This window comes from Streptomyces sp. NBC_01618 (assembly GCF_045209435.1).
GTDB lineage: Bacteria > Actinomycetota > Actinomycetes > Streptomycetales > Streptomycetaceae > Streptomyces.
The window spans coordinates 3,034,307-3,048,124 of sequence record NZ_CP109297.1 but is presented as its reverse complement, the minus strand read 5'-3'; the positions used below and the strand labels follow the sequence as shown (position 1 = coordinate 3,048,124).

7 protein-coding genes and 2 rRNA genes are annotated in these 13,818 nt (G+C 64.9%); 8 read left to right on the top strand and 1 reads right to left on the bottom strand.

Annotated features, from left to right (window positions below):
* Positions 1-9: 9 nt before the first annotated feature.
* From OH735_RS14225 to OH735_RS14205, 5 genes are all read left to right on the top strand, one after another.
* Positions 10-1,146, top strand: a complete 1,137-nt coding sequence (locus OH735_RS14225; RefSeq protein ID WP_406381863.1) for an SIS domain-containing protein — start codon at positions 10-12, stop codon at positions 1,144-1,146.
* A gap of 58 nt (positions 1,147-1,204) precedes the next feature.
* Positions 1,205-2,386, top strand: coding sequence for a mannose-6-phosphate isomerase, class I (manA, locus tag OH735_RS14220; protein ID WP_406381862.1), 1,182 nt, complete (start codon positions 1,205-1,207; stop codon positions 2,384-2,386).
* A gap of 88 nt (positions 2,387-2,474) precedes the next feature.
* Positions 2,475-3,461: a cation diffusion facilitator family transporter gene (locus OH735_RS14215; RefSeq protein WP_406381861.1), complete on the top strand. Its 987-nt coding sequence runs from the start codon at positions 2,475-2,477 to the stop codon at positions 3,459-3,461.
* Between the two features lie 336 nt (positions 3,462-3,797).
* On the top strand, positions 3,798-5,255 hold the full coding sequence (ahcY, locus tag OH735_RS14210) for an adenosylhomocysteinase (RefSeq protein ID WP_406381860.1): 1,458 nt from the start codon (positions 3,798-3,800) through the stop codon (positions 5,253-5,255).
* A gap of 184 nt (positions 5,256-5,439) precedes the next feature.
* On the top strand, positions 5,440-6,051 hold the full coding sequence (locus OH735_RS14205; protein WP_384451114.1) for a hypothetical protein: 612 nt from the start codon (positions 5,440-5,442) through the stop codon (positions 6,049-6,051).
* Here the strand turns inward: OH735_RS14205 and OH735_RS14200 are convergent.
* Positions 6,048-6,989: an RDD family protein gene (locus OH735_RS14200; protein ID WP_406381859.1), complete on the bottom strand. Its 942-nt coding sequence runs from the start codon at positions 6,987-6,989 to the stop codon at positions 6,048-6,050. The two genes, OH735_RS14205 and OH735_RS14200, sit on opposite strands and share 4 nt — an antisense overlap.
* 121 nt (positions 6,990-7,110) lie before the next feature.
* Between OH735_RS14200 and OH735_RS14195 the strand changes: the two genes are divergently transcribed.
* The 3 genes from OH735_RS14195 (at position 7,111) to OH735_RS14185 (ending at position 13,757) form a co-directional block, all read left to right on the top strand.
* Entirely contained in the window at positions 7,111-8,118 is a 1,008-nt protein-coding gene (locus tag OH735_RS14195) for a stage II sporulation protein M (protein WP_406381858.1), read from the top strand.
* Between the two features lie 693 nt (positions 8,119-8,811).
* A 16S ribosomal RNA gene (locus OH735_RS14190) occupies positions 8,812-10,337 on the top strand.
* Between the two features lie 295 nt (positions 10,338-10,632).
* Positions 10,633-13,757 (top strand): 23S ribosomal RNA (locus tag OH735_RS14185).
* The 16S and 23S rRNA genes sit together here, the layout of an rRNA operon.
* Positions 13,758-13,818: the final 61 nt, after the last annotated feature.

Here is a 13,818-nt window from a genome sequence, read left to right as displayed (position 1 = left end):
ACCGTTCCCATGCTCGACGAGTCGCTGCTCGACGCCCCGGAATCCCTGGCCCGAGCCGACCGCCGCGGGCTGCTCCGCGGCGCCGCCGAGGCCGGGGCCCGGGTCCGCACCGCCGCCCGGCACGCGGCGGAGGCCGGGATCGCCGCACTGAACCCGGAAGGCCGCCCCCGCGCCGTACTCGTCGCGGGCTCCGGCACCGCCGCGTCCGGCGTCGCCGACCTGATCACCGCCCTGGCAGGCGCCTCCGCGCCCGTCACCCGCATCCGCCCCACCGGGGTCGCCCCGGCCGCGGGCGCGATGCGCTGGACGCTGCCCGGCTGGGCCGGCTCCGTCGACCTGCTGCTGATCGTCACGGCCGACGGTTCCGAGCCGGGCCTCTCCCTACTCGCCGAACAGGCGTACCGCCGCGGCTGCAGCGTCGTCGCCGTCGCCCCCCACCGGTCACCGCTGCGCGAGGCGACCGACGGGGTACACGGACTCGTCGTACCGATGGCCACCGCACCGCACGGCGAGTACGACGCCGAGACGTCGGCGGCGGGCCCCGGCACGCTCTGGGCCCTGTTCACCCCGCTGCTCGCACTGCTCGACCGCGTCGGCCTGGTCACCGCACCCGCAGAGGCGCTGCAGAGCGTCGCCGACCGCCTGGACCGCACCGCGGAACGCTGCGGTCCGGCCATCGCCACGTACAGCAACCCGGCCAAGACCCTCGCCGCCGAGCTCGCCGACAGCCTGCCCCTCATCTGGACGGAGGGTGACGCGGCGGCCCCGGTCGGCCGGAGATTCGCGGCAGTCCTGGCCGAGCTGTCCGGCCGCCCGGCCCTCGCCGCAGAGCTCCCCGAGGCCCTGCCCGCCCACGGCGCGCTGCTGGCGGGCACATTCGCCGCCGGGGCCGACCCCGACGACTTCTTCCGCGACCGGGTCGACGAGGCGGAGCCCCTGCACGCCCGCGTCGTACTGCTCCGCGACCGCCCCACGGGCGGCCTGAGCGCCGGCCCCGCCGCCCGCGAACTGGCCCTCGGCCACGACACGGCGATCAGCGAACTCGAACCGGAGGAGGGCACCGAACTCGAAGCCCTCGCCGAACTCCTCGCCGTCACCGACTTCGCTGCCGTCTACCTGGCACTCGCGTCGGCAGCCCGCGTCTGACGCAGGCGCCCACCGGTAGTACGCCGCCCCCGATCCACGCACTTGACAAGGACAACCCATGGACCGGCTCTCCAACACCGTGCGCCCTTACGCCTGGGGTTCCACCACCGCCATCCCCGAGCTGCTCGGCATCGCACCCACCGGCGAACCCCAGGCAGAGATGTGGATGGGCGCCCACCCAGGAGCCCCCTCCCGCCTCACCCGTACAACCGGCACCAAAGAGGCCGGCCCCGAGCAACCCCTCACCGAGGTCATCGCCGCCGACCCCGAGCGTGAACTGGGCCGGGCCACGGTCGAAAAGTTCGGCCCCCGCCTGCCCTTCCTCCTCAAACTGCTCGCCGCCGGAGCCCCGCTCTCCCTCCAGGTCCACCCCGATCTCGCACAGGCGAAGCAGGGTTACGAGGACGAGGAGCGCCGGTCCGTCCCGATCGACGCACCCCACCGCACGTACAAGGACGCCCACCACAAACCCGAGCTGATCTGCGCGCTCACCCCCTTCGCCGGCCTGTGCGGCTTCCGTAGGCCCACCGAGGCGGCCGAGACGATGGCGGCGCTCGGCGTCGATTCCCTCAAGCCGTACGTCGACCTCCTCGGCGCCCACCCCGAAGAGGCGGCCCTGCGCGAGGTCCTCACCGCGATCCTCGCCGCCGACCCGGCGCAGACGGCCGAAACGGTGAACCAGGCAGCCGCGGCCGCCGAACGCCTCGGCGGCGCCCACGCCCCGTACGCCCGCATCGCCCACCACTTCCCCGGCGACCCCGGTGTCATCGCGGCCATGCTGCTGAACTACGTGGAACTCCAGCCCGGCGAAGCCCTGTTCCTCGGCGCAGGCGTCCCGCACGCCTACCTCGACGGCCTCGGCGTCGAGATCATGGCCAACTCCGACAACGTGCTGCGCTGCGGACTCACGCCCAAACACATCGACGTACCCGAACTCCTGCGCATCGTCCGTTTCGAGCCGACCGACCCCGGCGTCCTGCGCCCCGAGGCCTCCCCGTCCGGCGAGGAACTGTACGAGACGCCCGTGGACGAATTCCGGCTCTCGCGCTTCGACCTGTCGCCCGGCGCCGACCCCGTCGACCTGACCAGGGACACCCCGCAGATCCTGCTCTGCACCGCGGGCGCCCCGAAGGCTGGCACGCTCGGTCTCACACCCGGCGCCTCGGTCTTCGTACCCTCCGGTGAGAGGGTCGAAGTATCCGGTACGGGAACTCTGTTCCGCGCCACAGTGGTGGCCTGAGGCACCGTCCGCACCAGCTGACTGCAACAATGTCCGGCCGTACCGCGGCGCCAGGGCCGCAGCACCGAAGAAGGGACACCAGGCACCCATGAGTGCGTCAGGCGGAACCAAGGCGATCGTGGCGGCACTCGGCGCCAACCTCGCGATCGCAGTGGCCAAATTCGTGGCGTTCCTGTTCAGTGGCTCGTCGTCGATGCTCGCGGAGAGCGTCCACTCGGTTGCCGACTCGGGCAACCAGGGCCTGCTGCTGCTCGGCGGCAAGAAGGCCAGGCGCGAAGCAACCCCCCAGCACCCCTTCGGCTACGGCCGCGAGCGCTACATCTACGCCTTCCTCGTCTCCATCGTGCTGTTCTCCGTCGGTGGCATGTTCGCGGTGTACGAGGGCTACGAGAAGATCAAGCACCCGCACGAGATCGAGGCCTGGTACTGGCCGGTCGGAGTGCTGATCTTCGCGATCATCGCCGAGGGCTTCTCCTTCCGTATGGCCATCAAGGAGTCCAACGAGACCCGCGGATCGCTCTCCTGGAAGGAGTTCATCCGCCGTGCCAAGGCCCCCGAACTCCCGGTCGTCCTCCTGGAGGACTTCGGCGCGCTGATCGGTCTTGTGCTCGCCCTCGCGGGCGTCGGCCTGGCCCTCGGGACCGGCAACGGCGTCTGGGACGGCATCGGCACCCTCTGCATCGGCATCCTGCTGATCATCATCGCGATCGTCCTCGCGGCCGAGACGAAGTCCCTCCTGCTCGGCGAGGCCGCGGGTGCCGACCAGGTCGAGAAGATCAAGTCCGCACTCGTCGACGGCGACACGGTCACCGGCGTCATCCACATGCGCACACTCCACCTCGGCCCGGAAGAACTGCTGGTCGCCGCCAAGATCGCGGTACAGCACGACGACACCGCCACCGAAGTGGCCAACGCCATCAACGCCGCCGAGACCCGAATCCGCGCAGCCGTCCCGATCGCCCGGGTCATCTATCTGGAACCGGACATCTACAGCGAGGCGGCCGCCGCAGCCGGCACGAACCCCGGCAAGGCCCCGGGCGGAGCCCCGAACTCCCCGACGCCCTCCGACCACTGACCCACCCACGTACCCCTAGGGCCCCAAGCGCACCTCCCGTCCCAACCGCCTCCCGTCCGTGTCCTCTCCGGCAATCCCCGCCCGCCCGCTCCCGGTACGCCCTCCCGGCCACGTTCCTTCCCGGGCGGGCTGGGAGCGGCCGGGCCGGTCGGTGTAGATTCGATGGCAGTGTCAGACGTCGCTGCTGATGGCGGTCGATCGGTCCGTACGCGTGGACCGGCCGAGGGAGAGAGGGCCTCCGACGGACTGTGCTGCGAGCGCCCGGGCATTCGTGTGCCCGCCGCCGCAGAGCCAGCCGTGCCCACCTCCGACGCCCATCACGAGGAGCAGCCCGTTATGACAACGGTCGCCAATCGACAGGACTTCAAGGTCGCCGACCTCTCCCTCGCGACCTTCGGCCGCAAGGAGATCACCCTCGCCGAGCACGAGATGCCCGGCCTGATGTCGATCCGCAAGGAGTACGCCGCCGCGCAGCCGCTGGCCGGTGCCCGCATCACCGGTTCGCTGCACATGACCGTGCAGACCGCCGTGCTGATCGAGACCCTGGTCGCCCTCGGCGCCGAGGTCCGCTGGGCCTCCTGCAACATCTTCTCCACCCAGGACCACGCCGCCGCGGCCATCGCCGTGGGCCCGAACGGCACCCCGGACGCCCCCGCCGGCGTCCCGGTCTTCGCCTGGAAGGGCGAGACGCTCGAAGAGTACTGGTGGTGCACCGAGCAGGCCCTGACCTGGCCGAACACCCCCACCGGCGGCCCGAACATGATCCTCGACGACGGCGGTGACGCCACCCTCCTCGTGCACAAGGGCGTCGAGTTCGAGAAGGCCGGCGCGGCCCCGGACCCGTCGACGGCGGACAGCGAGGAGTACGCCCACATCCTCACGCTCCTCAACCGCACCCTCGGTGAGAGCCCGCAGAAGTGGACCCAGCTCGCTTCCGAGATCCGCGGCGTGACCGAGGAGACCACCACCGGTGTCCACCGCCTGTACGAGATGCACCGCGATGGCACCCTCCTCTTCCCGGCGATCAACGTCAACGACGCCGTCACCAAGTCCAAGTTCGACAACAAGTACGGCTGCCGGCACTCCCTGATCGACGGCATCAACCGCGCCACCGACACGCTCATCGGCGGCAAGACCGCGGTCGTCTGCGGCTACGGCGACGTAGGCAAGGGCTGCGCGGAGTCGCTGCGCGGCCAGGGCGCCCGCGTGATCATCACCGAGATCGACCCGATCTGCGCGCTGCAGGCGGCGATGGACGGCTACCAGGTGACCACCCTCGACGAGGTCGTCGACAAGGCCGACATCTTCGTCACCACGACGGGCAACAAGGACATCATCATGGCCGCCGACATGGCCAAGATGAAGCACCAGGCCATCGTCGGGAACATCGGCCACTTCGACAACGAGATCGACATGGCCGGCCTGGCGAAGATCGACGGCATTGTCAAGGACGAGGTCAAGCCGCAGGTCCACACCTGGACGTTCCCCGACGGCAAGGTCCTCATCCTGCTGTCCGAGGGCCGCCTCCTGAACCTGGGCAACGCGACCGGCCACCCGTCGTTCGTGATGTCCAACTCGTTCGCGGACCAGACGCTGGCCCAGATCGAGCTGTACACCAAGCCCGAGGAGTACCCGACCGACGTCTACGTGCTGCCCAAGCACCTGGACGAGAAGGTCGCCCGTCTCCACCTCGACGCGCTCGGCGTGAAGCTCACGGCGCTCCGCCCCGAGCAGGCCGCCTACATCGGTGTCGAGGTCGAAGGCCCGTACAAGCCCGACCACTACCGCTACTGATCGGCTCCTGATCCCGCCCGTCAGCGACCGCACACGTCACCACCGGACCGCCGGCCAGTGACCACCGGCCGCTGACAGACGGAATAACCTCAGCAGCAGCTACGAGCACAGGCCCCCGCACCCCCGTGTCGGGGGCCTGCGCTCGTATCGCACCCGCTCAGCCCGAGGAACCTCGAAGGACCCCATGCCCCGCGGCCGATATTCGCTCCACGATCTTCACGATCACACCCTCCTCGGCGAAGAACACTTCCAGTGCGCCCCCGGCCCCTCCGGCTGGCGCTACGTCTCCCAGATCACCGCCCCTTCCGGCGACCACCTCGGTTCCGTCGATCTGACCCTCGACGAACTGGGCCGCCCCATCCGCCTCGAACTCCACGCCGCGAGCTGGCAGGTCCGCGGCGCCGCCCTCGAAGGCGTCACCTGGGTCCGTACCGACCCGACCGGCACTCATGCCACCGAAGGCAATGTGCGCGCCCACGCCTTCACCGGCACTTCCCCCGCATTCCTCATCGCGACCTCACGACTTCTGCGCCTCACCCCCGATTCCCCCGCGACCCGCGTCCGCCTGGTCGCCTTCACGGACCCGGTCCTCGCCCCCCGCACCGTCGACCAGTCCTGGGCCCTGGTGAACAGTGAAGCGCACGCCACTGACAACGGCCCTCTGACAGTGGACGAATACCAGGTCAGTGCCCTGGACACCGGCGAACAGCACACCGTTCACATCGCCGGCGACGTGGTCCTCTCGGCACCCGGGATCGAGCTCGAAGACCTGGAAACCCCGCCCTCACCGCGCTAGGCAGGCGGCGCGAACCCCGTCGCTGCGGGCGCCGCCGCCCCGCCCTCCTCCGTAACCGGAACGACTGGAGCACCTGTCCCCGTACCTCCCACGGACGGCACGGCCCCCACCGGCGAGGACATGGCAGCCCGACCCTCCGGCACCCCGCCCCCCACCTGCGCGGCACCGAACTGCGGATCACCGTCCCGAGCAGTGACGAACACCCGCCGCGCATCCCGCGCCTGCCGCTCGTTCACCACCGCCGCGAGATACGCCCCGGCCGGCACCCCCTCGGGCACCGGAACCCCGGTCCGCGTCGCCAGTTCCGCGGCCAGCCGCTCCGCCATCGACCGGCCCACCTGCGCGTCGAGCTGATGCATCCGCGTCAGGTACTGCCGTATCGCCAGCCACAGGCCATCCGGCACCGCCGACAGATCCAGACCCGCGAACCGCCCGACCAACCACGGCGGCGGAGGCGGCACAGCGGTCGCCCGCCCCGTCGGCACCCGCTCCCGTACGACAAGCGTTCCCGCGAACACGTCCCCGAGCCGCCGACCCCGCGCCGACACCAGCGAAGCGATACAGGCGACCACCCCGAGTGTCATCAGAATCTCGACGACCCCCATGGCCCCGCGCACCAGCGCATGCCGGAAACGGATCGGCCCCCCGTCGTCCCGTACCACGCGCAGACCGCACGCCAGCTTCCCGAGCGAACGCCCATGGCTGAGGGTCTCCACCGCGATCGGCCCGCCCACGAGCACCAACAGGAAGGACGCCACGGACACCGCCGCGAGCGCCGCTTCGTCCAGCGTCACCGTCGCCATGGCCAGGCCGATCGACACGAGGACGAACGCCGCCCCCACCACGGCAAGGTCGATGGCCAGCGCCAGCGCCCGGCTCGGCAACTTCGCAGGCCGCAACCCCAGCACGACCGCGTCCCCGGTCACGAGCTCATTCATCGCCGCCCCATCCTTCGCCGGTCTTCCCTGCCCCTCGGGACCTCAGTCTGCCAAGCTGACACGCAACGCGCCGCCGTAGTACGAACCCCGTACGCACCCATGCCTGGAGCATCAGCCGCCCATGGACCTCGACGTTTTCGTGACCACCCACCGCACCGAGTGGGACCGCCTGGACCAGCTCCTGCACCGTGGGCGCGGTCTCACCGGCGCGGAAGCCGACGAGCTCGTCGAGCTCTACCAGCGCACGGCCACCCATCTCTCCCTGCTTCAGTCCAGCACCCCGGACCCGATACTCACCGCGCGCCTCACCCAACTCGTCGCCCGCGCCCGGTCCACGGTGACAGGAACCCGCCGAGCCTCCTGGCGCGACGCCACGCGCTTCCTGACCACCGGCTTCCCCGCCGCGGTCTACCGATCCAGGCACTGGTGGATACCCACGGCCGTCCTCTCCACCTTGCTGGCCGCAGTCATCGGCTGGTGGATAGGTACGCATCCGGAAGTCCAGTCGGCCATCGCAGCCCCGGACGACCTCCGCCGACTGACCAGCCCGGGCGGGGAGTACGAGACCTACTACTCCAGCCACCCGGCCGCGTCATTCGCCGCCCAGGTATGGACGAACAACGCCCAGGCCGCAGCCATGTGCCTGGTCCTGGGAGCGTTCCTGGGCATCCCGGTGATCTGGATCCTCCTCGTCAACGTGCTCAACCTCGGGGTCGGCATCGGCCTGATGTCCTCAGCCGGCCGCCTCGACACCTTTCTGGGACTGATCCTCCCGCACGGTCTGTTGGAACTCACCGCTGTCTTTGTCGCAGCGGGTACAGGCCTCCGGCTCGGCTGGACGGTCATCGACCCGGGCCCCCAGACCCGCCGCTCGGCGCTCGCGCAGCAGGGCCGAGCCGCGATCGGCATGGCCATCGGACTCGCTGTGGTCCTGTTCGTCTCGGGCGTCATCGAAGGCTTCGTCACCCCTTCCGGTGTCCCGACCTGGGGGCGCATCACCATCGGCATCACGGCCGAGCTGGCCTTCCTTGCGTACATCTACCTCCTGGGCGGCCGCGCAGCTCGCGCCGGCGATCGGGGCGACATCGACCCGACGGAACGCAGTGCCGAACTCCCCGCCGCAGCCTGATGTGCGTACACCCGCCCTGACCTGCTAGTCTCCTCTTCGCCCCGGGAGACCGTTGACACAGTCGCTCGGGGGAGGTAGATTTAAACGGTTGAGTCGGACTGGAAAGGTCCGATCCCGGCGGTTAACGTCTTCCTCGCTCTCAACGGAGATGGAATCTCCGCAGAGCCATTGATTCTCTTATTCCGGGTCATGCAGCCGATCGGTTCGGCTGAATGGTTCTGGTAAAGTCGAGTCAGCCGAAAGGCAAGGCCATTCCAAAGGCCGCCAGAATTCAAATTCGAGCCGGACACGGAACGAAATGAGTCTGGTAAGGTTGGAGCCGCGGGAAAGGGAAACGCGAAAGCGAAGAACTGGAAAGCAACCCCGCTTCGACCGGGAATCGGACACGAAAGAGTCTGATAGAGTCGGAAACGCAAGACCGAAGGGAAAAGCCCGGAGGAAAGCCCGAGAGAATGTTCTGCGGGTGAGTACAAAGGAAGCGTCCGTTCCTTGAGAACTCAACAGCGTGCCAAAAGTCAACGCCAGATATGTTGATACCCCGGCCTGCTTCGGCAGGTTGGTGGTTCCTTTGAAAGTCCTACAGGGTCACTGACCCGGTGGGCAATTTACACAGCGAGGACGCTGTGGACGATCGGTCTTATTCCGGCTGATCGTTCCGCTCTCGTGTTGTGTTGTCCCGATTACGGGAAAACATTCACGGAGAGTTTGATCCTGGCTCAGGACGAACGCTGGCGGCGTGCTTAACACATGCAAGTCGAACGATGAAGCCCTTCGGGGTGGATTAGTGGCGAACGGGTGAGTAACACGTGGGCAATCTGCCCTTCACTCTGGGACAAGCCCTGGAAACGGGGTCTAATACCGGATAACACTCTGTCCCGCATGGGACGGGGTTGAAAGCTCCGGCGGTGAAGGATGAGCCCGCGGCCTATCAGCTTGTTGGTGGGGTGATGGCCTACCAAGGCGACGACGGGTAGCCGGCCTGAGAGGGCGACCGGCCACACTGGGACTGAGACACGGCCCAGACTCCTACGGGAGGCAGCAGTGGGGAATATTGCACAATGGGCGAAAGCCTGATGCAGCGACGCCGCGTGAGGGATGACGGCCTTCGGGTTGTAAACCTCTTTCAGCAGGGAAGAAGCGAAAGTGACGGTACCTGCAGAAGAAGCGCCGGCTAACTACGTGCCAGCAGCCGCGGTAATACGTAGGGCGCAAGCGTTGTCCGGAATTATTGGGCGTAAAGAGCTCGTAGGCGGCTTGTTGCGTCGGTTGTGAAAGCCCGGGGCTTAACCCCGGGTCTGCAGTCGATACGGGCAGGCTAGAGTGTGGTAGGGGAGATCGGAATTCCTGGTGTAGCGGTGAAATGCGCAGATATCAGGAGGAACACCGGTGGCGAAGGCGGATCTCTGGGCCATTACTGACGCTGAGGAGCGAAAGCGTGGGGAGCGAACAGGATTAGATACCCTGGTAGTCCACGCCGTAAACGTTGGGAACTAGGTGTTGGCGACATTCCACGTCGTCGGTGCCGCAGCTAACGCATTAAGTTCCCCGCCTGGGGAGTACGGCCGCAAGGCTAAAACTCAAAGGAATTGACGGGGGCCCGCACAAGCAGCGGAGCATGTGGCTTAATTCGACGCAACGCGAAGAACCTTACCAAGGCTTGACATACACCGGAAAGCATCAGAGATGGTGCCCCCCTTGTGGTCGGTGTACAGGTGGTGCATGGCTGTCGTCAGCTCGTGTCGTGAGATGTTGGGTTAAGTCCCGCAACGAGCGCAACCCTTGTTCTGTGTTGCCAGCATGCCCTTCGGGGTGATGGGGACTCACAGGAGACTGCCGGGGTCAACTCGGAGGAAGGTGGGGACGACGTCAAGTCATCATGCCCCTTATGTCTTGGGCTGCACACGTGCTACAATGGCCGGTACAATGAGCTGCGATGCCGCGAGGCGGAGCGAATCTCAAAAAGCCGGTCTCAGTTCGGATTGGGGTCTGCAACTCGACCCCATGAAGTCGGAGTTGCTAGTAATCGCAGATCAGCATTGCTGCGGTGAATACGTTCCCGGGCCTTGTACACACCGCCCGTCACGTCACGAAAGTCGGTAACACCCGAAGCCGGTGGCCCAACCCCTTGTGGGAGGGAGCTGTCGAAGGTGGGACTGGCGATTGGGACGAAGTCGTAACAAGGTAGCCGTACCGGAAGGTGCGGCTGGATCACCTCCTTTCTAAGGAGCATCTAGATTCCGTAAGGAATCCAGAGCCACTACGTCGGCAAATGTCCGACGGTGGTTGCTCATGGGTGGAACGTTGACTATTCGGCACGATGGGTTGTTGTTCACTAGTACTGCTTCGGCGTGGAACGTGGGTGATGGCTTGTCGGGTCGGGCACGTTGTTGGGTATCTGAGGGTACGGCCGTGAGGTCGCCTTCAGTTGCCGGCCCCGGTAAAGCACCGCTTGTGTGGTGCGTGACGGGTGGCTGGTCGTTGTTTGAGAACTGCACAGTGGACGCGAGCATCTGTGGCCAAGTTTTTAAGGGCGCACGGTGGATGCCTTGGCACCAGGAACCGATGAAGGACGTGGGAGGCCACGATAGGCCCCGGGGAGCTGTCAACCAAGCTTTGATCCGGGGGTGTCCGAATGGGGAAACCCGGCAGTCGTCATGGGCTGTCACCCGCTGCTGAACACATAGGCAGTGTGGAGGGAACGAGGGGAAGTGAAACATCTCAGTACCCTCAGGAAGAGAAAACAACCGTGATTCCGGGAGTAGTGGCGAGCGAAACTGGATGAGGCCAAACCGTATGCGTGTGATACCCGGCAGGGGTTGCGCATGCGGGGTTGCGGGAGTTCTCTTGATCAATCTGCCGATTGGTCGACGAGTCAGAAACCGTTGATGTAGGCGAAGGACATGCGAAAGGTCCGGCGTAGAGGGTAAGACCCCCGTAGCTGAAACATCAACGGCTCGTTTGAGAATTTCCCAAGTAGCACGGGGCCCGAGAAATCCCGTGTGAATCTGGCGGGACCACCCGCTAAGCCTAAATATTCCCTGGTGACCGATAGCGGATAGTACCGTGAGGGAATGGTGAAAAGTACCGCGGGAGCGGAGTGAAATAGTACCTGAAACCGTGTGCCTACAAGCCGTGGGAGCGTCGCTGTTGTTCTTCGGAGCAACAGTCGTGACTGCGTGCCTTTTGAAGAATGAGCCTGCGAGTTTGCGGTGTGTTGCGAGGTTAACCCGTGTGGGGAAGCCGTAGCGAAAGCGAGTCCGAATAGGGCGGTTGAGTAGCACGCTCAAGACCCGAAGCGGAGTGATCTAGCCATGGGCAGGTTGAAGCGGAGGTAAGACTTCGTGGAGGACCGAACCCACCAGGGTTGAAAACCTGGGGGATGACCTGTGGTTAGGGGTGAAAGGCCAATCAAACTCCGTGATAGCTGGTTCTCCCCGAAATGCATTTAGGTGCAGCGTCGTGTGTTTCTTACCGGAGGTAGAGCACTGGATAGGCGATGGGCCCTACCGGGTTACTGACCTTAGCCAAACTCCGAATGCCGGTAAGTGAGAGCGCGGCAGTGAGACTGTGGGGGATAAGCTCCATGGTCGAGAGGGAAACAGCCCAGAGCATCGACTAAGGCCCCTAAGCGTACGCTAAGTGGGAAAGGATGTGGAGTCGCAGAGACAACCAGGAGGTTGGCTTAGAAGCAGCCATCCTTGAAAGAGTGCGTAATAGCTCACTGGTCAAGTGATTCCGCGCCGACAATGTAGCGGGGCTCAAGCGTACCGCCGAAGTCGTGTCATTCGTACATGTATCCCCAACGGGAGTACGGATGGGTAGGGGAGCGTCGTGTGCCGGGTGAAGCAGCCGCGGAAGCGAGTTGTGGACGGTTCACGAGTGAGAATGCAGGCATGAGTAGCGATACACACGTGAGAAACGTGTGCGCCGATTGACTAAGGGTTCCTGGGTCAAGCTGATCTGCCCAGGGTAAGTCGGGACCTAAGGCGAGGCCGACAGGCGTAGTCGATGGACAACCGGTTGATATTCCGGTACCCGCTTTGAAACGCCCAATACTGAATCAGGCGATGCTAAGTCCGTGAAGCCGGCCCGATCTCTTCGGAGTTGAGGGTAGTGGTGGAGCCGACGAACCAGACTTGTACTAGGTAAGCGATGGGGTGACGCAGGAAGGTAGTCCAGCCCGGGCGGTGGTTGTCCCGGGGTAAGGGTGTAGGCCGTGTGGTAGGTAAATCCGTCACACGTTAAGGCTGAGACCTGATGCCGAGCCGATTGTGGTGAAGTGGATGATCCTATGCTGTCGAGAAAAGCCTCTAGCGAGTTTCATGGCGGCCCGTACCCTAAACCGACTCAGGTGGTCAGGTAGAGAATACCGAGGCGTTCGGGTGAACTATGGTTAAGGAACTCGGCAAAATGCCCCCGTAACTTCGGGAGAAGGGGGGCCATCACTGGTGAGGAGACTTGCTCTCCGAGCTGGGGGTGGCCGCAGAGACCAGCGAGAAGCGACTGTTTACTAAAAACACAGGTCCGTGCGAAGCCGTAAGGCGATGTATACGGACTGACGCCTGCCCGGTGCTGGAACGTTAAGGGGACCGGTTAGCCGACTTTCGGGTCGGCGAAGCTGAGAACTTAAGCGCCAGTAAACGGCGGTGGTAACTATAACCATCCTAAGGTAGCGAAATTCCTTGTCGGGTAAGTTCCGACCTGCACGAATGGCGTAACGACTTCTCGACTGTCTCAACCATAGGCCCGGTGAAATTGCACTACGAGTAAAGATGCTCGTTTCGCGCAGCAGGACGGAAAGACCCCGGGACCTTTACTACAGTTTGATATTGGTGTTCGGTTCGGCTTGTGTAGGATAGGTGGGAGACTTTGAAGCGGCCACGCCAGTGGTTGTGGAGTCGTCGTTGAAATACCACTCTGGTCGTGCTGGATGTCTAACCTGGGTCCGTGATCCGGATCAGGGACAGTGTCTGATGGGTAGTTTAACTGGGGCGGTTGCCTCCTAAAGAGTAACGGAGGCGCCCAAAGGTTCCCTCAGCCTGGTTGGCAATCAGGTGTTGAGTGTAAGTGCACAAGGGAGCTTGACTGTGAGACCGACGGGTCGAGCAGGGACGAAAGTCGGGACTAGTGATCCGGCAGTGGCTTGTGGAAGCGCTGTCGCTCAACGGATAAAAGGTACCCCGGGGATAACAGGCTGATCTTCCCCAAGAGTCCATATCGACGGGATGGTTTGGCACCTCGATGTCGGCTCGTCGCATCCTGGGGCTGGAGTCGGTCCCAAGGGTTGGGCTGTTCGCCCATTAAAGCGGTACGCGAGCTGGGTTTAGAACGTCGTGAGACAGTTCGGTCCCTATCCGCTGTGCGCGTAGGAATATTGAGAAGGGCTGTCCCTAGTACGAGAGGACCGGGACGGACGAACCTCTGGTGTGCCAGTTGTTCTGCCAAGGGCATGGCTGGTTGGCTACGTTCGGAAAGGATAACCGCTGAAAGCATCTAAGCGGGAAGCCTGCTTCGAGATGAGTATTCCCACCAACTTGATTGGTTAAGGCTCCCAGTAGACGACTGGGTTGATAGGCCAGATGTGGAAGCCCGGTAACGGGTGGAGCTGACTGGTACTAATAGGCCGAGGGCTTGTCCTCAGTTGCTCGCGTCCACTGTGTTTGTTCTGAAATAACGAACGGCCGTGTTGTTCCGGTGTTG

What these genes read in the sequence shown, in the direction of transcription:
- OH735_RS14200 (WP_406381859.1), bottom strand. Translation starts at nt 6,989, where the DNA reads ATGAATGAGCTCGTGACCGGGGACGCGGTCGTGCTGGGGTTGCGGCCT.
- manA (WP_406381862.1), top strand. Translation starts at nt 1,205, where the DNA reads ATGGACCGGCTCTCCAACACCGTGCGCCCTTACGCCTGGGGTTCCACC.
- ahcY (WP_406381860.1), top strand. Translation starts at nt 3,798, where the DNA reads ATGACAACGGTCGCCAATCGACAGGACTTCAAGGTCGCCGACCTCTCC.
- OH735_RS14195 (WP_406381858.1), top strand. Translation starts at nt 7,111, where the DNA reads ATGGACCTCGACGTTTTCGTGACCACCCACCGCACCGAGTGGGACCGC.
- OH735_RS14225 (WP_406381863.1), top strand. Translation starts at nt 10, where the DNA reads ATGCTCGACGAGTCGCTGCTCGACGCCCCGGAATCCCTGGCCCGAGCC.
- OH735_RS14215 (WP_406381861.1), top strand. Translation starts at nt 2,475, where the DNA reads ATGAGTGCGTCAGGCGGAACCAAGGCGATCGTGGCGGCACTCGGCGCC.
- OH735_RS14205 (WP_384451114.1), top strand. Translation starts at nt 5,440, where the DNA reads ATGCCCCGCGGCCGATATTCGCTCCACGATCTTCACGATCACACCCTC.